Origin of the sequence: Geomesophilobacter sediminis (assembly GCF_016458275.1) — a bacterium.
In the GTDB taxonomy this organism is placed as follows: domain Bacteria; phylum Desulfobacterota; class Desulfuromonadia; order Geobacterales; family Geobacteraceae; genus Geomesophilobacter; species Geomesophilobacter sediminis.
Map to the genome: position 1 here is coordinate 200,417 of NZ_JAEMHM010000008.1, position 21,128 is coordinate 221,544.

The window sequence follows — 21,128 nt, forward strand, 5'->3', positions numbered from 1 at the left end:
ATGGAGCTGCGCCAGGCGGCAAAAGACGAGCTGAAGCTGTTGTACGTGGAGGACGAGCCGGTTACCCGGGAGGCCGTCTGCGGCCTGATCCGGAGGAAGTTCCCCGCGTTGGACATCGTGACCGCCGCCAACGGCAAGGAGGGGCTGCAGCGGTTCCGGGAAATCCAGCCCGACCTGGTGGTGACCGACGTCAAGATGCCGCAGATGCACGGCATCGAGATGTCCCGCACCATGAAGCAGGAAAGGCCCGACGTCCCCGTCATCGTCACCTCGGCCCACAGCGATCTCGACTACCTGATCGAGGCGATCGAGATCGGCATCAGCCGCTACGTCATGAAGCCGATCGACAAGGACAAGCTCTTCGGGAGCATCCGGGCCTGCATCTCGGAAATCCTTCTGAAACGGCAGGTCCGCGAGCAGCAGGAGTTCATCGAGAAACTGAAGAGCGCGGTGGAGCAGGGGCCGAGCATGGTGGTCCTCTTCGACCGGGACGGGGCGATCGAGTACGTGAACCCGAAGTTCACCGAGGTGACCGGGTACACCCTGGAGGAGATCGTGGGGCGCCCGACCCTTTTCCTGGAGCCCGACTCGGTCCCCCCCGAGGTGATCCGCCAAATGTGGGAGAGCCTCAACGCGGGGCAGGCCTGGCGCGGCGAGTTCAAAAGCCGCCGGAAAAACGGGGAAGCCTACTGGGAATCGGTGTCGGTCGCGCCGATGCGCTACGGTGAAGCGACCGCGGCGCAGTACGTGGCGGTCAAGGAAGACATCACCGCCCGCAAGGAGGCCGAGCGCGAGATCGAACTTTTGAACCAGCGCCTGGAGGAGCGGGCCCGCGAGCTGGAAGAGGCGAACCGGGACCTGGAATCCTTCAGTTACACCGTCTCACACGATCTGCGCACGCCGCTCACCAACATCAACGGCTACTGCCAGGTGATCCTGGAGCTCTTCTCGGAGGGGCTCAACGAGCAATGCCGGGACTTCATCCGGATCATGCTCACCGAGACCCTGAACATGAACAAGCTGATCAAGACCCTGCTCGACTTCGCCCGGGTGGCGCGCAAGGAGTTGAAACGGGAGCCGGTGGATTTGAGCCAGATGGCGTGGGCGGTGGCGACCGAGTGCCGGATCCGGGAACCGGAGCGGAGCGTTACCTTCACCATCGCCGACGGGGTGAGCGTCGTGGCCGATGTCAACCTGATGCGCGTGGTGCTCACCAACCTGTTGAACAACGCCTTCAAATACACCGGGAGAAAGGAAGAGGCCCAGATCGAGTTCGGGAAGCTGGAGGGGGAGGAGACCGTTTTCTACGTGCGGGATAACGGGGCGGGGTTTGACATGACCGCGGCCGACAAGCTCTTCACGCCGTTTCAGCGGCTGCACTCGTCGGCCGACTTCAAAGGTACCGGGGTGGGGCTGGCGACGGTGCACCGCATCGTGCAGCGCCACGGGGGGAGGGTGTGGGCAACCGCGGAAGTCGACCGGGGGGCCACGTTCTTTTTCACTGTGGGGGATGAACATTGACAATGAAACAATGAAACAATGAGACAATGAGACAATGAGACAATGAGACAATGAGACAATGCTAAGTGGTGCTGGGGGGGAGGGAGTTGTTTGCAGCGTTTTTTCTAAAACGTGTTTTACGTAAGATGATGTACAGGATGGCAGCGAGTTCGTTTAGATCATTGAACAGACTATCAAATGCTTTGTCGTTGATATAATTTGTCTCTTTCAAAAGCCACAGCCAATATTTTGTTTCCTGCGACTCTTTATAAGGGATTGATACCTTTGCTGAAAGTTCCGCCCAGGATATCGCCCCGTTTGCCTCGGCTAAATTGGCTCCGATTAAGGTCCCCGATTTCAGTAATTGCTTCGACATCACATATTCCCTGTGTTCTTCCGTCAAGTGTCGGTACGCATTGACTATTCGAATAGCGAAGGCACAGGCTTTATCGTACGCAGGATTTTTTTTACCCCCACCCATACGCCCTCCAATTTTTCAACGATCCTTGTAATGGCCTGACGCCTCTCCCGTCTCATTACCTATTGTTTCATTACCTATTGCCTATTGTTTCATTGTTTCATTGTTCCATCTTGCTGTATATGTTGTCGCGTATCCACTTCTGGTCCCACCACTCGATCGGGTTGACCTGTTCTCCCGAGACCGCAATGCCAAAATGGAGATGGTCGCCGCCGGCGAGGCCGGTATCGCCGCTTCTCCCGATGATCGCCGCTTTCTCGACCTGATCCCCCACCTTCACCCCGATCTGGCTCAGGTGCCCGTAGATGCTCTGCAGCCCCATGCCGTGATCGATGATGATGCATTGCCCGTAGATCCCCAGGTAGTCCGCGTACACCACCTTGCCGCTGTTTGCCGCCGGAATCGGGACGTGGGACAGTGCCGCCAGGTCCACGCCGAGATGGGTCTGCTGGTCAACCTCTTTCCCCTTGTAGAAGTAGGTCCGGTGCTGGCCGAAGCCCCCCCGCGGGGCGGAGTTGGGGAGCCTGAGAAAGGCGTCTTTCCAAAGCGGATCGGCAGCGGTTTTCAAACCGCATTCGCGCAGCGTCTTCAGGTTCTGCAGCCGCTCTTCCCGGTTCACCTTCAGGTAGACCTCCAAGGGTGTCCCGGAATACTTCCCGGCGAATTCGTTGGCCACCTTGTCCAGAAAGCTGTCGGTGAGCTCGATCCGGTCGGAACGGAAGGTTTTCGGGATCAGATGGAAGTAGATCCCGGCGCGCCGCTCGTTGCCGGCCTTGTCCACCGCCAGGACCTTGGGCACGAACTGCTCTTCCGGCATGTCGTAGGGGAAGGCGAACAGGCAGGCGTAGTTGCCGGATTTCTGCCGGTACCCGGGGAAGAAGCGGTCGGCGAAGACGATGCCGCTGCGCTGCAGTTCCTTGTTCACCGAATAGACCACCAGCCCGACCCCGCCGCGGGCGATGTTGTGTGCCGTGCTCAGGATGGATATGGCGGGGGGCTTGCTGTCGAAGACGAACTGGTGGGAGAGCTCGGTCGTGTGGCCGGCACCGAAGCGGGCGATGGAGCGGTCGTTGACCCGTACCACCAGCGTGACCGGCCCGTCCTTCACCCCGGCCGGGGCGAGGTTCAGGGTCTCCCTCGCCTCCTTCACCCCCTCCGGATACTTCTTGTTCACCAGTTGAAATGGCTGCTGCCCCTGGACCGCGCTGACCGTCAGCTCCTTGAGCCCGGATACCGCCTTCAGCGCGACGACGACGGACTGCTTCGCCGATATCGCTCCCGAACTGGGGGTGACCGTCACCAGGGGGCCGGTTCCGCCGAGGAAGAGGTATACCCCCCCCACGATCACCACGGCCAGAAGAACCAGCAGTATCACCATCGCGGACGTTTTCATGCTTCACCTCGATCGGCCACCCCGCACAGTATCCCACAGCCGGGGCGGCTGCGGCTAAGTAGTTGATGGTCACGGGATTCTAGCACCCCACCCCTCAAAGTCCAGCCGGTCTGCGGCATCGTTTCCGAGTCGGTGGACCCCTCCTCGGGACCGGTGCTCCGGGACGGACCGGAGCTGCCTACGGTTTTCCCCAGCGCTGTCTTGCGGGCGCTGTCGTGGACGTATTCCCGCGGTGGATACCCCTTCGCGTCGGTTGCAAAGAGAGGGGGCTTCGTTAGAATGGTTAAGTTTTTTTTCAATGAAGGAGGGACCCGACGTGAGCCAATTGAGCCGCCCGACCGGCACGGTCGATTACCACTTTCCCAAACGCTGCAGCGCCGCGGGCAACCGGCTGATGCACGGTGTCAACGGCTTCGGGCGCACCTTGCTCAAAAACGGCCGCTGGCTGGTCGGCCTCGATGCCGACGATCTCCTCGAGCGCGCGACCGGGATCACCCGGTTGGACGATTTCGGGACCCCGCCGCTGCGGGAGCCGCTCAACCTCCTCCTCACCTCCTTCGAACGCGACGCCGATCTCAACCTGGTCGGCCGCATCACCGTCCGCTCGGAAATGCTGCGCCTTTTGTGCAACCGGCTCCGCCTGACCCACGACCGCAAACAGTTTCCCGCGATCGCCCGGGAAGAGATCCTCCGCCCCATCTTCATCACCGGCCTGCCGCGCAGTGGCACCAGTTTTCTCCACGCGCTCCTGGCCCAGGATCCCGGTGCCCGGGCACCGCAGGTCTGGGAGGTGATGCACCCCTCGCCACCTCCCCTGCGCAGTTCCTACCGGAGCGATCCCCGCATCGCCGCCACCGAAAAGGAACTCCGCTGGATCGACGTCCTGATGCCCGGTTTCGATCGGTGCCACGACATCGAGGCGCAGGCCCCGCAGGAATGCATCGCCATCACCGATCACTCCTTCCTGAGCTATGTCTTCGAATCGATGTATTTCGTCACCAGCTACCGGAAATGGCACGACCGCCAGGACAAGGTTCCCGCCTATCTTTTCCACAAGAAGTTCCTGCAGCAGCTGCAGTGCCACTGTCCGGGCAGCCACTGGGTGTTGAAGGCCCCGAGCCACCTGATGGCGCTCGACGCGCTGGTGCAGGTCTACCCGGACGCGGAAATCATCATGACCCACCGGGATCCGCTCAAGGTGCTCGCCTCCACGGCCTCCTTCGCCGAGGTACTGCGCGCCCCCTTCACCAACCGGTCCGTGCGGAGGGGGCTCGGGGCGGAGGTGAGCGAACGGTGGGCGGAGAGTGCCCGGCAGGCGATCCGGTTTCGCCAGTCTCGGCCGAAATCGCAGAATAAATGGTGCGACGTAAGTTACCTGGACCTCGTGCGGGACCCGATGGCGGTCGTGCGGGGCATTTACCATCAGTTCCAGCGCGAGCTCACCGAGGAGGCCCACGGCAAGATGCTCGCCTTCCTCAAGGCGCAACGAACCGATCGCAACAATCTGCACCGCTATTCCCTGGAGGAGTTCGGCCTGGACCCGGCCCGCGAGCGGGAGACCTTCCGGCGCTACATGGAATTCTTCCGGGTGGTCCCGGAGGGGTAGGGGGGGACGATGGGGCCGACGTTGCGCCGCCTCTACGTGCTGCTGCTGGCCGTGGCCGCGCTGGTGCTATTTTTCATGCTGGTGGGGATCGACTGGGGGGCGCTCGGGCACTTGCTGCTCGCTAACCGGCGCTACTGGGTGCTCCTGTTGCTTCCCTACGGCCTCACCTGCTGCCTTTGGACCTTATCCTGGCGGCTGCTTTTGGTCGATGCCCCCCCGGGGCTCGGCTTCGGACGGCTGTTTTTGATCCGGCTGGCCGGCGAAGCCCTGAACCAGCTCACCCCGACCGCATCGCTTGGGGGGGAGCCGTTCAAGGCGGTGCGCGTGAGTGAGACCGGGGTCCCCTGGCAGGAGGCGACGGCGTCTCTGGTGATCCATAAGGTCTTGACCGTCCTGAGCCTGGTGCTTTATATATTCCTCTGCCTGGCTTTAATCCCGTTTGCCCTCCCCGGTCTGCCCCGCCGGCTGGTTCTTAGCACCGGCTCGGCGGCCGCCCTGCTGGGCGCCGGCGGGCTCGCCTTTGCCTATCTGCAGCGCCACAACCCGTGTGCGACCTTACTGCGCCTTTTAAAGCGTCTGGGGATCTGCCCCGCCTTCCTGCTGCGGCGCGAGGCCGACCTGGCCTCGCTGGACGCGCAGCTGAGCGGCTTCTACCGGGAGCACCCGCGCCGCGGGTACCTTTCCCTGTTCTTACTTTTTCTGGGGTGGCTGGTCCACTCCCTGGAGGTCATTATCATTTTCCGGTTTCTGGGCCGTCCCATAACGCTCGAGTCGGCGCTCTGCTTCGATGCCCTCGCCCAGGCCTTCGCCGCGGTCGGGTTCATGGTCCCCGCCTCGGTCGGCGTCCAGGACGCCGGCAACGTCCTGCTGTCGCTCGGCTTCAGCTTCGGTGCGACGGTCGGCGCCGCTTTCGGGATCCTGCGCCGCTTCCGCGAGGCCTTCTGGCTTTGCGTCGGGCTGGTCGCCGCGCGAGGCAATGGGGGAAGGAAATAGATGCGGCGCCCGTTCTCCCTTCTTTTCGCACTTTTTCTCCTCTGTTCGTGTTCCACGACGGTCCCCCGTCATGACCTTCCCTACCCGCTCACCAACGACAACTTCGGCGACGAGGTGAAGACCGTGACCATCCCGTTGCCGGTCATCGCCTCCAGCCCGAACGAAGGGATCACCGGCGGCGCGCTGGTCGCATTCCTGCTCTATAACAAGAAGGACGAGGCGAGCACCCTGGTGGTCCCCCAGATCAACTACAACGACTACTTCGGGGTGACCTCCAGCATCTACGGCGCCTTCTATCCCACCCCGGAGCGCGAAATCCAGGTCAGTCTCGCCCAGGCGACCCACATCAACAAGGAGTACCGGATCCGGTACGGTGACGAGGCCTTTCTCAATAGGCGCTTCGAGCTGAGCGGCACCCTGTACGATTTCGCCGACGGATCGGCGCGGTTCTTCGGTTTCCAATCCAACTCCGCGCGCCAGAACGAGACCAATTACGCCGACCGGGAGGCGGGGGGAAAGATCGACTTCGGCTACCGGCTGCTTCCGGGCAATTTCGAGCTGGTCTTCGGAGAACGCTTCAAAAAGGTGGAGATCGGCCACGGGGCAGTAAACAAGGTCCCTTTCATCACCGATGTCTTTCCGGCGCAAAGCGTCCCGGGGGCCGACGGTTTCACCGTCCACGCCCAGCAGTTTTCCGTGGTCTACAGCACGCTGAACGCGCGGAACCTCCCGGTGGAGGGGGTGTACGGCCGGGCGATGATCGACACCAGCTTCCGGGCCTTGGGGAGCAGCGAGACCTACCAGCGCTTCGAGCTCCAGTTCCTGCACTACCTGCCCCTCCAGGATGCGCGGTTCATCACCGTGAGCCGGATTGCCGCCAGTCAGACCAACGGCAGCAACATCCCCTTTCTGGAGCAGAGCATTTTGGGGGGGGAGACCACCCTGCGCGGCTACGGGCAGAACCGGTTCATCGACAACAGCTACCTTTTGCTGAACCTTGAGGAACGGATCCGGCTGTTCCGGTGGGAGATCTTCCACGTTCAGGCCGATTGGGAGCTCGCGCCGTTCATCGACCTGGGGTCAGTGATGAAGAGCCTGGTGAAGGCGAAGGAATCCAGCTTCGAGTTCAACCCCGGAATCGGTTTGCGTGCGGTGGTGCGTCCGAACATACTGGGGCGGGTCGACATTGGGGTGGGCAAGGAAGGCCCGGCGGTGTTCGTGGGACTGGGGTATCCCTTTTGACAATGAAACAATGAAACAATGAGCAATAACAAGCATCGCCCTGGTGTCCCTGGTGTCCTTTAAGTCCCTGCGTGAGCCAGCAACAAAAAGAGGCCGGAGAAAACCCCGGCCTCTTTTGCTTCTATCGGTGGTCAACTAGAAGTGGTAGCTCAGACTGACCGTATGCAGGTCCAGCCCCGGGTTGCCGCTGCCGTTACTGTAAATGCCGCCGTTGGACATGTGCTGGAACCGGTAGCCGATGCCGATCCCGTTGTCGAACCGGTAGATCAGCGCCGCATACCCTTCGAACAGCAGGTTGCCGTTGAAATCCTGGCGGCCGAAAACCTGCCGGCTCAGAACGTCCAGGTCCCCCCCGAGTTCGAACATGATCCCGCGGTTGCCGGCCTTGTCGAACACCACCGAAGGGCCGACCGCCCCGATGAAGCCGCTTTCTCCCCCCCCGCGCACCATGCCGGCCGCCATGTTGAGCTGCATCGCCGCCCCCCAGCCCCGCTCTCCCCGCAACGACCAGGGAAGGCCATAGTTGGCGAAGATGTCGAAGCGGTGGAAATACTGATGCTTCTCGGTCGCCGACAGCCCCGCATGTACGCCGACGGCCTTCCAGCCGCTGTCGTCGTACTCGGCTCGGGCCAGGGTGGCTCCGGAGACCAGCAGGATCAGTGTGAAGAGAATAAAGGCTGGATTTCGCATGGCACGGCTCCCATTCGATTTGAAAACACTAATTTAGTCCAGTACTTTACCGACCGCATTAAATAAGTCAAATCAACCCTGGTGCCGCGGCAGCGGAGGCAGCGAACCCTTTTCTTATTATTTACGTAATACCTCCGCAATTCGCTGCTAACTTCGCGTTGTCACAAAAGGATCCCCTGGGTGAGCGGCTCAGGTTGAAATTGACAGGGTATGCCCCCATCTGGTAACGTTCGCAAATTAAAGCGTTTCCACGGGCAGGGTTCCAATTTTTAGCTAAAGACGGGACTTCGGGATGGCCAGCGGCCGTCCCGAAGCTTTTGTAGGAAAGGACAGTTTACCTATGACGAAATCGACCGACGCCTCCGGCGCCAATCCTGAAACCCCGGAAAAAACTTCCTCCGACGCGCCGTCGGAACGTCCCCGCTCGCGCCGCGGCACGGTGGTGACCATTGCGGTCCTGGCCCTGGTGGTGCTCGCGTGGTATCTCTTTGCCGGCCCGGGGAAACGCCCCGCCAAGCAGGCCGCTCCGAAAACGGCCCCGCCGGCGCCGGTCCTGGCTCTAGCGGCGCACCTGGGCGACGTCGGCGTCTACGTCAACGGTCTCGGCTCGGTGGTGCCGACCAACACCGTGACGGTGAAATCCCGCGTGGACGGGCAGCTCATGGAGGTCCGTTTCCGTGAGGGGGAGATGGTGCGCCGCGGCGATCTCTTGGCGCTCATCGACCCGCGTCCCTTCCAGGTTCAGCTCACCCAGGCCCAGGGGCAGTTCGCCCGCGACGAGGCGCTTTGGAAAAACGCCCTGGTGGACCTGGAGCGCTACCGCACCCTCTGGAAGCAGGACTCCATTCCCAAGCAGCAGCTCGACACCCAGGAATCGCTGGTGCGCCAGTACGCCGCGGCGATGAAGGTGGACCAGGGACAGATCGACAACGCCAAGCTGCAGCTCATCTACTGCCGGATCACCGCACCGGTCCCCGGCCGGGTCGGCCTGCGCCAGGTGGATGTCGGCAACATCATCCATGCCACCGATGCCAACGGCCTGGTCATCATCACCCAGCTGCAGCCCGCGTCGGTGGTCTTTCCGATTCCGGAGGACAGCCTGCAGCCGGTTATGGCCAAGCTGCGCGGCGGGGCGCACCTGGCGGTGGACGCCTGGGACCGCGAGGAAAAGACCAAGCTTGCCACCGGTCAGCTTTTGACCGTCGACAACCAGATCGACCCGACCACCGGCACGGTCCGCCTCAAGGCGAACTTCGCCAACCAGAAAAACGAGCTCTTCCCGAACCAGTTCGTGAACGCGCACCTGCTGCTGGAGTTGCGCAAAAACCAGATCCTGATCCCGACCTCCGCCGTGCAGCGCGGGCCGCAGGGGACCTTCGTCTACGTGGTGAAGGCCGACAAGACGGTCGCCTCGCGTCCGGTCACCCTCGGTCCGGGGCAGGGGGACGAGGTCTCGGTGACCGCTGGTCTTACCCAGGGTGAGTTGGTGGTCGCCGACGGCGCGGAGCGGCTGCGCGACGGGAGCAAGGTTGAACTTCGTGCGGCGGGCGGTCCCGGCCGGGGCGGCCACGGCATGGGAGGGCGGGGCGGACAGCCCGGTCAGCCGGGCGCGGGGAGACCGGGCGCGCAGCCTTCGGCTTCGCCGCGCGGTGCCAACGGGGTCTCCGGCCCCTCCGCGGGCCCCAATCCCAACGCCGGCACCGGCGGGCCCGGTGCCTCCGGCCCCATGGGGGGCCAGGGGAGCACGGGCAGCAACCGATGAACATCTCCCGTCCCTTCATCATACGGCCGGTGGCGACCACGCTGCTCATGATCGCCATCCTCCTCGCCGGGGCCATCGCCTACAAGCAGCTGCCGGTTGCGGCGCTCCCCCAGGTCGATTACCCGATCATCCAGGTGCGCACCTTCTATCCCGGCGCGAGCCCGGACGTCATGGCGACCTCGGTCACCGCCCCCTTGGAACGGCAGTTCGGCCAGATGCCCGGACTCACCCAGATGACCTCGACGAGCTCCAACGGGAGCTCGATCATCACCCTGCAGTTCTCGCTGGATCTCTCGCTCGACGTGGCCGAGCAGGAGGTGCAGGCGGCGATCAACTCGAGCTTCACCTTCCTGCCGAAGGACCTCCCCAACCCGCCGGTCTACAGCAAGGTGAACCCGGCGGACACCCCGATCCTGACCCTGGCGCTCTCCTCGGATTCGCTCCCCTTGACCGAGGTCGAGGACCTTGCCGACACCCGGCTCTCGCAAAAGATCTCCCAGCTCCCCGGCGTCGGCCTGGTGAGCATCACCGGCGGCCAGCGCCCGGCGGTCCGGGTGCACGTGAACCCGACCGCGCTCGCCTCCTACGGGCTCACCATGGAGGACGTGCGCAGCGCCATCGCGACGGCCAACGTGAACCAGGCCAAGGGGGGCTTCGACGGCCCGCGCCAGGCCTACGTCATCGGCGCCAACGACCAGCTCTACTCGAGCCGGGACTTCCGCCCCCTGGTGATCGCCTATCGTAACGGCGCCCCGGTGCGCCTCTCCGACGTCTCCGACGTGATCGACGACGCCGAGAACGTGCAGCAGGCCGCCTGGTCCAACGGGACCCGCGCGGTCATCATGAACATCCAGCGCCAGCCCGGCGCCAACGTCATCGAGGTCGTGGACCGGATCAAAAGGCTCTTGCCGCAGCTGCAGAATTCGCTCCCGGCGGCGGTCAAGGTTACCGTCCTCACCGACCGCACCGACACCATCCGCGCCTCGGTCGAAGACGTGCAGTTCGAGCTGCTGCTCGCCGTCGTCCTGGTCGTGGCGGTCATCTTCGTCTTTCTGCGAAACCTCCCGGCGACCGCCATCCCGAGCGTCGCGGTCCCGCTCTCCCTGGTGGGGAGCTTCGGGGTGATGTACCTTCTGGGCTTCAGCCTCAACAACCTCTCCCTCATGGCGCTCACCATCTCCACCGGCTTCGTCGTCGACGACGCCATCGTCATGATCGAGAACATCTCCCGTTACGTGGAGGAGGGGGAGCCCCCGCTGCAGGCGGCGCTCAAGGGTGCCAAGCAGATCGGCTTCACCATCCTCTCGCTCACCGTCTCCCTCATCGCCGTCCTCATCCCGCTGTTATTCATGGGGGACGTGGTGGGAAGGCTCTTCCGCGAGTTCGCCATCACCCTCGGGGTGACCATCCTGATCTCCGCCGTGGTCTCGCTGACCCTGACCCCGATGATGTGCGCCCGGCTTTTGAAGCACGTCCCCGAGGAAAAGCAGGGGTGGTTCTACCACGCCTCCGGGCGCTTCTTCGACCGGATCATCGCCGCCTACGGCCGCTCGCTCACCTTCGTCCTCGGGCACCAGAAGAAGACCCTCTTCGTCGCCGTGGCGACCCTGGTGGTGACCGTCCTTTTGTACGTCTTCGTTCCCAAGGGGTTCTTCCCGGTGCAGGACACCGGCGCCATCCAGGGGATCTCCGAGGCCCCCCAGTCGATCTCGTTTGCCGCCATGGCAGATAGGCAGCAGGAGCTCGCCAAGGTCATCCTGCAGGATCCCGCGGTGGAGAGCATCTCCTCCTTCATCGGGGTGGACGGGACCAACACGACCCTCAACTCCGGCCGGATCATGATCAACCTGAAGCCCCTGGCCGACCGGGACCTGACCGCCTCCGAGGTGATCCGCCGGCTCCAGCCGGAGCTCGCCAAGGTCCCCGGCATCACGCTGTTCATGCAGCCGGTGCAGGATTTGACCGTGGATGCCCGGGTGAGCCGGACCCAGTTCCAGTACACCCTGGAGGACCCCAATACCGACGAGCTGAAGGCGTGGGCCCCCAGGATCGTCGAGGCCTTGAAGGCCCGCCCCGAGCTGCGCGACGTGAGCTCGGACCAGCAGGACCTGGGGCTGATGCTGGCGCTCGATGTCGACCGGACCACCGCCTCCCGGCTCGGGATCACCCCGCAGAACATCGACGACGCGCTCTACGATGCCTTCGGCCAGCGCCAGGTCTCGACCATCTTCACCGAACTGAACCAGTACCGCGTCGTGCTGGGGGTAAAAGACGGCTTCAACCAGGGACCGGACGGCCTCAGTTCGGTCTACCTCCGCTCCTCGACCGGTGGCACGGTGCCGCTTTCCACCATCGCCAAGGCCCGCGAGGGGACGACACCTCTGGTGATCAACCGCCAGGGGCAGTTCCCGGCGGTCACCGCCTCGTTCAACCTGGCCCCGGGGGTGTCGCTGGGGGGCGCCGTCGCCGCGGTCGAAGAGGCGACCGCCAAGATGGGGCTTCCGGCCAGCATCCGCGGCAGCTTCCAGGGGACCGCCGAGGCCTTCCAGCAGTCGCTCAAGAACGAGCCGCTTTTGATCCTCGCCGCCCTGATCACCGTCTACATCGTGCTCGGCGTCCTCTACGAAAGCTTCATCCACCCGATCACCATCCTCTCCACGCTCCCGTCGGCCGGCGCCGGTGCGGTGCTCTCGCTCATGGTCTGCGGCAACGAACTGAGCGTCATCGCGGTCATCGGCATCATCTTGTTGATCGGGATCGTGAAAAAGAACGGGATCATGATGGTCGACTTCGCGCTGGAGGCGGAAAGGACCGAAGGGAAGTCGCCCGAGGAGGCGATCTACCAGGCCTCCCTGCTCCGTTTCCGCCCGATCATGATGACCACCATGGCGGCGCTCCTCGGGGCACTCCCGCTGGCCTTGGGCCACGGCGTCGGCAGCGAGCTGCGCCGACCGCTGGGGATCTCCATCGTCGGCGGCCTCATCATCAGCCAGGTACTCACCCTCTACACCACCCCGGTCATCTACTTGGCCTTTGACCGGCTCGCGCGCCGTCGCGGCAAGAAATGAACATCTCCGCGATCTTCATACGCCGTCCGGTAGCCACGACCCTCCTTACCCTGGGGGTGGTGCTGGCCGGGATGCTGGCCTTCAACCTGCTGCCGGTCTCCCCGTTGCCGCAGGTCGACTTCCCGACCATCTCGGTTTCCGCAGGGCTTCCCGGCGCGGACCCGGAGACCATGGCGACCTCGGTGGCGGCGCCTTTGGAACGCCAGTTCGGCCGCATCGCCGGGGTCACCGAGATGACCTCCACGAGCAACCGCGGCTCCACGAGCGTCACCCTGCAGTTCGACCTGTCCCGCGACATCAACGGCGCGGCCCGCGACGTCCAGGCCGCGATCAACGCGGCACGCGGGTATCTCCCGGCGAACCTCCCCTCCAACCCGAGCTACCGGAAGGTGAACCCTTCCGATGCGCCGATCATGATCATCTCGCTCACCTCGGAGACGGTGACCAAACCGAAGATGTACGATGCGGCCTCGTCGATCCTGGCCCAAAAGCTCTCCCAGGTGAAAGGGGTAGGGCAGGTCTTCGTCGGGGGGAGTTCGCTTCCCGCGGTGCGCATCGAGATGAATCCCCTGGCGCTGAATCGCTACGGGGTGAGCCTGGAGAACGTGCGCGGCGCCATCTCATCGACCACGGTGAACCGCCCCAAGGGGAGCGTCGACGACCGCGACCACACCTGGGAACTCCATTCCAACGACCAGCTCAACACCGCCGCCCAGTACCTTCCGCTCGTGGTGAGCTACCGCTCCGGCGCGGCGGTGCGGGTCCAGGACATCGCCAACGTGGTCGATTCGGTCGAGGACGTCCGGACCACCGGTATCGTGAACGGCAAGCCCGCCGTCATGGTGGTCCTTTTCCGCCAGCCCGGCGCCAACATCATCGAGACGGTGGACTCGGTGCGCGACCTCTTGCCGCAGCTCAAAGCCGCCCTTCCCGGCGGGATCGATCTTTCCGTGGTTTTGGACCGCACCCCGCCGATCCGCGGGTCGCTGCACGACGTCGAGGTCACCCTGCTCATCTCGGCGGCGCTGGTCATCCTGGTCGTCTTCTGGTTCTTGCGTAACGTCCGCGCCACCATCATCCCGGCGGTGGCGGTCGGGGTCTCCATCATCGGCACCTTCGCGGTGATGTACCTCTTCGGGTACTCGTTGGACAACCTCTCCCTGATGGCGCTCACCATCGCCACCGGCTTCGTCGTGGACGACGCCATCGTCGTCCTGGAAAACACGACCCGGTACCGGGAACTGGGCCACTCTCCCCTGGAGGCCGCGTTCATCGGGAGCCGCGAGATCTCGTTCACCGTCGTCTCCATGAGCATCTCCCTGGTGGCGGTCTTCATCCCGATCCTGTTGATGGGAGGGATGGTGGGACGGCTCTTCCGGGAGTTCGCCGTCACCCTTTCCGCCTCGATCATGGTGTCGCTTCTGGTATCGCTCACCCTCACCCCGATGATGTGCGCTATCTTGCTCAGGCCCGAGGAGCCGCGGGAGCACGGATGGCTTTACCGGTGGAGCGAGGGGATGTTCAACCGGCTGCACTCCGGCTACGAGCGGACCCTGCGTATCGCCTTGGACCACCAGTTCATCATGCTGCTGGTCACCTTCGTCACCATCGGCTTCAACGTCTATCTCTTCGGTGCGATCCCCAAGGGCTTCTTCCCCGAACAGGACACCGGGCGGATCGCCGGGAGCATCCAGGCCGCGCAGGACACCTCTTACCAGGCGATGCGCGACAAGCTCACCCAGATCGTGAACATCATCAAGACCGACCCCGACATCGAGTACGTGACCGGCTTCACCGGCGGCGGTGGGGGCGGGGGTTCCACGACCAATACCGCCCGGATGTTCATCTCGCTCAAGCCCTTCTCCAAGCGGAAGGCGAACGCCCAGGAGATCATCCGAAGGCTGCGTGGCAAGATCAACCAGGTTCCCGGCGCCCCGACCTTCCTGCAGCCGGTGCAGGACCTGCGGGTCGGCGGGCGGATCAGCAACGCGCTCTACCAGTACACCCTGCAGGGGGCGAACATCGCCGAGCTGAACTCCTGGGCCCAGCAGCTGATGCGCAAGTTCCGCACCATGCCGCAGCTCGTTGATGTCTCCAGCGACCAGCAGGACAAGGGGCGGGAGGCGACCCTGGTGATCGACCGCGCCACCGCGGCCCGCTTCGGCATCACGCCGCAGGTGATCGACAACACCCTCTACGATGCCTTCGGCCAGCGCCAGGTCGCCATTACCTATACGCTGTTGAACCAGTATCATGTGGTGCTCGAGGTGGACCCCGCCTTCTGGCAGCGTCCCGACACGCTGCAGGACATCTACGTCCCCGGGACCAACAACGCCATGGTGCCCCTTTCCGCGTTCAGCCACTACGAACCTACCGCCTCGGCGCTCGCGGTGAACCACCAAAGCCAGTTCCCCTCGGTCACCCTTTCCTTCAACCTGGCGCCGGGAGTGGCGCTCGGCCAGGGGGTGCAGGCGATCGAGAAGGCGACCCGGGATCTCGGGATGCCGGCGAGCATCCGGGGGAACTTCTCCGGCTCCGCCCAGGCCTTCCAGGCGTCGCTCGCCAACGAACCGTTTCTGATCCTGGCCGCGCTGATCACCGTCTACATCGTGCTCGGGGTGCTCTACGAGAGCTACATGCACCCGCTCACCATCCTCTCGACCTTGCCATCAGCCGGTGTCGGGGCGGTGCTCGCCCTGATGCTCTTCAAGACCGATTTGAGCCTGATCGCGATCATCGGCGTGATCCTTTTGATCGGCATCGTGAAGAAGAACGGGATCATGATGGTCGACTTCGCCATCGGGGCCCAGCGCAAGGAAGGGCGCAGCGCCCACGATGCCATCTACGAGGCGTGCCTGCTCCGGTTCCGTCCCATCATGATGACCACGATGGCCGCCCTTCTGGGTGCGGTGCCGCTGGCGTTGGGAACCGGGGTGGGGAGCGAGCTGCGCCGGCCGCTCGGTATCTCCATCGTCGGCGGGCTGATCTTCAGCCAGGCGATGACCCTCTACACGACCCCGGTCGTCTACCTCTACATGGACCGGTTCCGTGAGTTCATCGAACGGGTACGGGGCAAGAGCGAGCGGCGTCGCGAATACGAGGAAAGCCGCGCCGGACTGGGCGAGGACGACGGGGACAAGGGATAGCAGGATGGTTGTGATTATGCTGTGGGAGCGCCATTCCTGGCGCGAATGGCAGTTAGTTAGGTAAGAAAGGTGGTTGCGTCCTGTAGGAGCGACATTCCTGTCGCGATCCACATCCTTTAATCGCTCCCGAAAGGGCGCTCCCACAGGGTAGGCGCCTATGCATCAGATGATGTTTTCCGCTAACGGAAGGAAGGTATCCCATGCGCTTTTTAAATAGATCGATCCAGCTCACCGGGGCGGCGGCACTCCTGCTTTTGACCGCCTGCACCGTCGGCCCCAATTACGTCAAACCCTCGGCCCCGGTCCCGCCGCCATCCATGGATGCGTTCAAGGAGAGCGCCGGTTGGAAGCTTGCCCGCCCCGGCGGGGAAACGCTCGGCGAGAAGTGGTGGCAGCTCTTCAACGACCCTCAGCTGAACGACCTCGAAGAGCAGGTGAACATCTCCAACCAGAACGTCCTGGCGGCCGAGGCGCAGTTCCGCCAGGCGAAGGCCTTGGTGCAGTCGGCGCGTGCCGGCTACTTCCCGACCGTCACCGCCGGCGCCTCGGTAACCCGCGCCGGGACCGGCGGGAGCGGCAGCAGCGGGTCCGCCGGCTCGGCGGCCTCCTCGCGCGGTATTGCCGGAACCACCACCTATGCGCTTCCGATCGACTTCGCCTGGGAGGCGGACGTCTGGGGACGGGTGCGCCGCACCGTCGAGGCCAACCGCTCCAGCGCGCAGGCAACTGAAGCCGACCTTGCCGGGGTACGGCTCTCGGCCCAGGCCGCCCTTGCCGAGGATTACTTCCTGCTCCGCGCCCAGGACGTCCAGATCCGGCTTCTTAACGACACGGTGGCGAGCTTTCAGAAGGCGCTCGATCTGACCAACAACCGCTACCAAGGTGGCGTCGTGGCCCGCTCCGACGTGCTGCAGGCGGAAACTCAACTCAAACAGGCCCAGGCCCAGGCGATCGACCTCAGCGTGCAGCGGGCGCAGCTGGAACATGCCATTGCATTGCTGGTCGGCAAACCGGCCTCGGTGTTTTCAATTCCGACCGTCCCGTTCTCCCCGGTCTTCCCCAACATCCCGACCGGCGTGCCGTCCCAGCTTTTGGAGCGCCGGCCCGACATCGCCGGTGCCGAGCGCCGGATGCAGGCGGCCAACGCCGAGATCGGCGTCGCCAAGGCAGCCTTCTACCCGACCGTCGGCCTCGGCGCTTCGGCGGGCTTCCAATCGACCAGCCTCTCCAACTGGCTCTCCTGGCCGAGCTTTTTGTGGTCGGTCGGTCCGACGCTGTCGCAGACCCTGTTCGACGGCGGGCTGAGAAGGGCCCAGACCGAGCAGGCCAAGGCTGCCTACGACGCGGTCGTCGCCAACTACCGCCAGACCGTGCTCACCGGCTTCCAGGAAGTCGAGGACAACTTGGCCGCGCTGCGCATCCTGGAGTCCGAAGCGGCGGCCCAAAACGATGCGGTGACTGCCGCCCGGTCGTCCCTCGCGGTGACCCTGAACCAGTACCGGGCCGGCATCGTGAGCTACATAAACGTGACCGTGGCCCAGAACACCCTCCTTACCAACGAGCGAAGCGCGGTGGACATCCTGGGGCGGCGGCTTTCCGCGAGCGTGCTCCTGATCCGGGCCTTAGGCGGCGGGTGGGACACCTCGAAGATCACCTACGACCGGCCCAAACAAGCTCCCGCACCTGCGGCGGCCGGCGCTGCCCCTGCCGCCGGAGCGTCGCCCAATACCGGCACGGTGGTCTCTGCGGGCGCCGCCAAGAAATAAGTGGGTGAAAACCTTGGAGCAATCTGGTAGGATTCGGTGGCTTTGGGGGCCCAAAGAGACTGTTGCTCATAACGGGACGGGACCCGGTTCATATCAATGGCGACATGCTGACACGGAGGGGTGACGAGCCCGGACATCCTTGCGGCGATCTAAGAGGCAACATGAAATACTGCAGATTCTTCCTTATCTTTTTGCTGCTGGCGCTGACCGCAGGGTGCGGTGCCGACTGGTTCCCGGAGTATCACCAATCACCCACCGATCCGAACGTATTTTCTTTCGATACGCAGACCAACGTCGCTTTGGGGAGTGTGGTCAAGTCCAATACCATCACCGTCCAGGGCCTCAAGGCCGCGAGCACGACCATAACCATCTCCGATACCACCGGATCCGGGAGCCAGTACTCCATCAACGGCGGGGCCTTCACTTCTGCCAACGGGACCGTGAAAAACGGAGATACGGTGACGGTGCAGCATACGGCTTCCAGCACCGTTGGCGGCGTCGTCGTTACGACCGTTACCATCGGAAATATCGCCGAGACCTTTACCAGCATTGTCAGCAACGTTCAGCCCCTGTTCAGTCCGATCACCAAGCAGGCGGCCGCCGGGAAGGATGTAGATTCCGGTCTCGTGACTTTGAATATCACCCCGGGATCCTACGTTGTCAGCATAACGAACGGGCTTTTCTCAACCAACGCCACCACCGGGTTCACTGCGATAAGTCAGTCGATCACGTTTTCCTCTCCCGCCGTGATCTACCTGCGCAATACGGCTCCCAGCACCGTGGGACAAAGCGTCGTTACGACCCTGACCGTCGGTAATCAGACCGGAACGATGACGACGACGGCGCAATAAGGGCCCATTCCCGCGGCAGAACTGCCACCCCCGCAGGTACTTACATAACAAGGCAGCGGCGCAAAATTGTGCCGCTGCCTTTGTCATTTATTCCCTTGCCACGACGTCCTCACTCTGTCCCTCACCTATCCAGGATTCTTGCCCCCCGCGCCGATTTCTTTCCTCTTTGGCGCGGAGTTTAACCGCGTTATAATGAATCGTCCCGGCAACCACCTTTCACCTTCCGCAGGAGATGCGTCATGTCCGGCACTCTCGATCTCATTTCCCCCGATGTAGCTCCGACCCTTCCCGCGCTTTTCTGCGAACGCGTCCGGCGCACCCCGGACGCCTGTGCTTATCGACGCTTCGATCTCGGCGACCGCTGTTGCGAAGAGGCCACCTGGGCCGAAGTCTCCCGCCTGGCGGCCCGCTGGCAGGTCGCCCTGCGCCAGGAAGGGCTCCAACCCGGCGACCGGGTCGCGGTGATGCTGCGCAACAGCCTGGAGTGGGTCATTTTCGACCTCGCTTCCATGGGACTGGGACTGATCACCGTTCCGCTCTTCGTCAATGACCGTCCCGACAACTTCACCTTCATCCTCGGGGAGACCGGCGCCAAATTTCTGCTCCTCGACGGGGTGGAACAGTGGGAGCGGATTCGGCGGGTGCAGGACCGTCTGGTCAGCCTGGTGCGGTTCGTCGCGGTGATCCACGCCTGCGATCACGACTGCGATCCCCGGCTGATCGACCTTTCGCGCTGGATCCCGGAAGAGGCTCCCCCCTATGATCCCGGCAACTGGAGCCCGGACTCCGTTGCCTCCATCGTCTATACCTCGGGGACGACCGGCAATCCCAAAGGGGTGATGCTCACCCACCGCAACATGCTTTCCAATGCCTGGGCCGGCATGCAGAGAATCCCCATCTACCGTGAGGATCTCTTCCTCTCGTTTCTTCCTCTTTCCCACACCCTGGAGCGGACCGCCGGTTACTATGCGCCGATGATGGCCGGGGCGTCGGTCGCCCACGTTCGCTCCCTGGAAAAACTCCCCGAGGACCTGGTAATCGTGCGCCCCACCGTGATCGTGTCCGTGCCGCGGGTTTTCGAGCGGGTCCACAAACGGCTGACCGGCAAACTGGCGCAGGGCCCGCGCTTTAGAAGAGAGCTCTTTTTCCTGGCCGCCCGGATCGGCTGGCAGCGCTTCCAACACCGGCAAGGGACCGGCGGCTGGTCGCCGTCTTTTCTCCTTTGGCCGATTCTCAAGCATCTTGTTGCCGACAAAGTGATGGCGGCGCTGGGCGGACGGGTCCGGCTCTCGATCAGCGGCGGCGCACCGCTCAACCCGGAGACGGCGCGCCTGTTCATTTCCTTCGGGCTCGACGTGCTGCAGGGATACGGCCTGACCGAGACCAGCCCGGTAGTGGCGGTGAATCCGGCGATCGGGAACCGCCCCGAGACCGTGGGGCCGCCCATCGACGGCGTTCAGGTGAAGGTCGCGGGAAGCGGAGAGTTGCTGGTGAAGGGGCCGAACGTGATGAGCGGCTATTGGAACCGCCTGGAAGCGACCCAACTGGCCCTGGAAGAGGACGGCTGGCTGCACACCGGCGACCTCGCCACCGTCGATGGCGACGGTTACATAAGCATCACCGGGCGGATCAAGGACATCATCGTTTTGGCCACCGGCGAGAAGGTGGCGCCGGCCGATCTGGAGATGGCGATCGCCGTCGATCCGCTCTTCGAGCAGGTACTCGTCGTAGGGGAGGGGAGGCCGTATTTATCGGCCTTGGTGGTGGTGAACGAGGAACAGTTCCTGCGCGTTTTGTCCGAGAAGGGGCTGGCCGAGGCGCGGGAGGCGGTTCCGGCCGATGATCCGCGGGTGGAGCAGACTTTCCTGGAGCGCATCGCCGCCGCGATCGCCCATTTCCCGGGATACGCGAAGATCTGGCGGGTGCACGCCACCCTGATCCCGTGGGAGATCAACGAGGGACTGATCACCGCGACGCTGAAATTGCGCCGCGCCCAGCTCATCGAGCGCTACCGCGCCGAGATCGACGCGCTGTATGCGGGGCATTGATGGAACCGGCGTCTGGGATCGAGAATCTGGGGGCTGGGGGCGGGGATGGCGTATTGGGTATTGGGTATTAGGAGCAGGGATCGGGGGGAAACGCTTGCCGAGGGGATGTGGGGCCTTACCCTGTGGGAGCGTCCTTCCGGGCGCGATTGAAGAAAGCTGTCGGTGGGCAGGTATCTGTCCACGATGAGGCCGAAGTCTCCCTGCCATCGCTGTTGATCATTTCCTACCAGATGGTAGCGTTTTTCTTTGCCATTGAGCTGCATGTTTCTTAGTATGGAATTAAGTAGTTACCAGGAGAACGTAGATGGCCATACAAAGAGACGAAGAACATATCCCGCTTCCGGTTGATGTTTATGAACGTATCAGCGCTGCTGCAGCAGCGCTCGGCACCACCTTGAACGAATTCGTTGTATCTGCCGCAATAGAAAAGGCTGACGCAGTTTTAGACCAGGAAACAGTAATCAGATTAGACGGGGCGTCGTCCAAGATCCTGTTTGACTTGCTCGATAATCCTCCCGAACCCAATGATTATATGAAGGCGGCACTGGAGCAGAGGAAGAGGCTGCTGTGCAAGTAGTCCCTCTG

The 21,128-nt window shown here is 63.4% G+C and carries 14 protein-coding genes; 11 read left to right on the forward strand and 3 right to left on the reverse strand.

The genetic code is table 11. From position 1 onward, the window contains the following. Positions 1-1,521: a sensor histidine kinase gene (locus JFN93_RS11380; protein ID WP_199384197.1), complete on the forward strand. Its 1,521-nt coding sequence runs from the start codon at positions 1-3 to the stop codon at positions 1,519-1,521. A gap of 61 nt (positions 1,522-1,582) precedes the next feature. On the opposite strand, the gene JFN93_RS11385 is transcribed toward JFN93_RS11380, so the two are convergent. Together JFN93_RS11385 and JFN93_RS11390 are read right to left on the reverse strand one after the other, a co-directional pair. Continuing rightward, entirely contained in the window at positions 1,583-1,981 is a 399-nt protein-coding gene (locus tag JFN93_RS11385) for a four helix bundle protein (RefSeq protein ID WP_199384198.1), read from the reverse strand. 97 nt (positions 1,982-2,078) lie between these two features. Beyond that, a complete protein-coding gene (locus JFN93_RS11390; protein ID WP_199384199.1) occupies positions 2,079-3,371 on the reverse strand; it encodes a M23 family metallopeptidase in 1,293 nt (430 codons plus the stop codon). A gap of 316 nt (positions 3,372-3,687) precedes the next feature. Here JFN93_RS11390 and JFN93_RS11395 point away from each other — a divergent pair, with 316 nt between their 5' ends. The 3 genes from JFN93_RS11395 to JFN93_RS11405 are packed head-to-tail and all read left to right on the forward strand — an operon-like array spanning position 3,688 to position 7,212. Further along, positions 3,688-4,977, forward strand: a complete 1,290-nt coding sequence (locus JFN93_RS11395; RefSeq protein WP_328753863.1) for a sulfotransferase family protein — start codon at positions 3,688-3,690, stop codon at positions 4,975-4,977. A 9-nt stretch (positions 4,978-4,986) separates the two neighbouring features. Beyond that, positions 4,987-5,970 carry a lysylphosphatidylglycerol synthase domain-containing protein gene (locus JFN93_RS11400; protein ID WP_236021659.1) on the forward strand — a complete coding sequence of 328 codons (984 nt, stop codon included), beginning with the start codon at positions 4,987-4,989 and terminating at the stop codon, positions 5,968-5,970. Next, positions 5,971-7,212, forward strand: coding sequence for a BamA/TamA family outer membrane protein (locus tag JFN93_RS11405; protein WP_199384200.1), 1,242 nt, complete (start codon positions 5,971-5,973; stop codon positions 7,210-7,212). A 135-nt stretch (positions 7,213-7,347) separates the two neighbouring features. Here the strand turns inward: JFN93_RS11405 and JFN93_RS11410 are convergent, their stop codons facing one another. Beyond that, positions 7,348-7,902, reverse strand: a complete 555-nt coding sequence (locus JFN93_RS11410; RefSeq protein ID WP_199384201.1) for an acyloxyacyl hydrolase — start codon at positions 7,900-7,902, stop codon at positions 7,348-7,350. A gap of 340 nt (positions 7,903-8,242) precedes the next feature. Here JFN93_RS11410 and JFN93_RS11415 point away from each other — a divergent pair, with 340 nt between their 5' ends. From JFN93_RS11415 to JFN93_RS11445, 7 genes are all read left to right on the forward strand, one after another. After that, positions 8,243-9,664, forward strand: coding sequence for an MdtA/MuxA family multidrug efflux RND transporter periplasmic adaptor subunit (locus JFN93_RS11415; RefSeq protein ID WP_199384202.1), 1,422 nt, complete (start codon positions 8,243-8,245; stop codon positions 9,662-9,664). After that, positions 9,661-12,732: an MdtB/MuxB family multidrug efflux RND transporter permease subunit gene (locus JFN93_RS11420; protein WP_199384203.1), complete on the forward strand. Its 3,072-nt coding sequence runs from the start codon at positions 9,661-9,663 to the stop codon at positions 12,730-12,732. The genes JFN93_RS11415 and JFN93_RS11420 overlap by 4 nt, the downstream gene beginning before the upstream one ends. Continuing rightward, positions 12,729-15,878: a multidrug efflux RND transporter permease subunit gene (locus JFN93_RS11425; RefSeq protein WP_199384204.1), complete on the forward strand. Its 3,150-nt coding sequence runs from the start codon at positions 12,729-12,731 to the stop codon at positions 15,876-15,878. The genes JFN93_RS11420 and JFN93_RS11425 overlap by 4 nt, the downstream gene beginning before the upstream one ends. Positions 15,879-16,078: 200 nt before the next feature. Then, positions 16,079-17,644: an efflux transporter outer membrane subunit gene (locus JFN93_RS11430; RefSeq protein ID WP_199384205.1), complete on the forward strand. Its 1,566-nt coding sequence runs from the start codon at positions 16,079-16,081 to the stop codon at positions 17,642-17,644. Positions 17,645-17,805: 161 nt separating this feature from the next. Next, positions 17,806-18,495 carry a hypothetical protein gene (locus JFN93_RS11435; RefSeq protein WP_199384206.1) on the forward strand — a complete coding sequence of 230 codons (690 nt, stop codon included), beginning with the start codon at positions 17,806-17,808 and terminating at the stop codon, positions 18,493-18,495. 239 nt (positions 18,496-18,734) lie between these two features. Then, complete coding sequence (locus tag JFN93_RS11440; RefSeq protein WP_199384207.1) at positions 18,735-20,543, forward strand: AMP-dependent synthetase/ligase; 1,809 nt, start codon at positions 18,735-18,737, stop codon at positions 20,541-20,543. A 304-nt stretch (positions 20,544-20,847) separates the two neighbouring features. Then, the gene (locus JFN93_RS11445) at positions 20,848-21,120 is read left to right on the forward strand and encodes a type II toxin-antitoxin system TacA family antitoxin (RefSeq protein ID WP_199384208.1); all 273 of its coding nucleotides are present in this window, start codon (positions 20,848-20,850) and stop codon (positions 21,118-21,120) included. Positions 21,121-21,128: the final 8 nt, after the last annotated feature.

Coding starts and splice junctions, on each gene's coding strand:
- JFN93_RS11380 (WP_199384197.1), top strand. CDS start 1: ATGGAGCTGCGCCAGGCGGCAAAAGACGAGCTGAAGCTGTTGTACGTG.
- JFN93_RS11385 (WP_199384198.1), bottom strand. CDS start 1,981: ATGGGTGGGGGTAAAAAAAATCCTGCGTACGATAAAGCCTGTGCCTTC.
- JFN93_RS11390 (WP_199384199.1), bottom strand. CDS start 3,371: ATGAAAACGTCCGCGATGGTGATACTGCTGGTTCTTCTGGCCGTGGTG.
- JFN93_RS11400 (WP_236021659.1), top strand. CDS start 4,987: ATGGGGCCGACGTTGCGCCGCCTCTACGTGCTGCTGCTGGCCGTGGCC.
- JFN93_RS11405 (WP_199384200.1), top strand. CDS start 5,971: ATGCGGCGCCCGTTCTCCCTTCTTTTCGCACTTTTTCTCCTCTGTTCG.
- JFN93_RS11410 (WP_199384201.1), bottom strand. CDS start 7,902: ATGCGAAATCCAGCCTTTATTCTCTTCACACTGATCCTGCTGGTCTCC.
- JFN93_RS11415 (WP_199384202.1), top strand. CDS start 8,243: ATGACGAAATCGACCGACGCCTCCGGCGCCAATCCTGAAACCCCGGAA.
- JFN93_RS11420 (WP_199384203.1), top strand. CDS start 9,661: ATGAACATCTCCCGTCCCTTCATCATACGGCCGGTGGCGACCACGCTG.
- JFN93_RS11425 (WP_199384204.1), top strand. CDS start 12,729: ATGAACATCTCCGCGATCTTCATACGCCGTCCGGTAGCCACGACCCTC.
- JFN93_RS11430 (WP_199384205.1), top strand. CDS start 16,079: ATGCGCTTTTTAAATAGATCGATCCAGCTCACCGGGGCGGCGGCACTC.
- JFN93_RS11435 (WP_199384206.1), top strand. CDS start 17,806: ATGAAATACTGCAGATTCTTCCTTATCTTTTTGCTGCTGGCGCTGACC.
- JFN93_RS11440 (WP_199384207.1), top strand. CDS start 18,735: ATGTCCGGCACTCTCGATCTCATTTCCCCCGATGTAGCTCCGACCCTT.
- JFN93_RS11445 (WP_199384208.1), top strand. CDS start 20,848: ATGGCCATACAAAGAGACGAAGAACATATCCCGCTTCCGGTTGATGTT.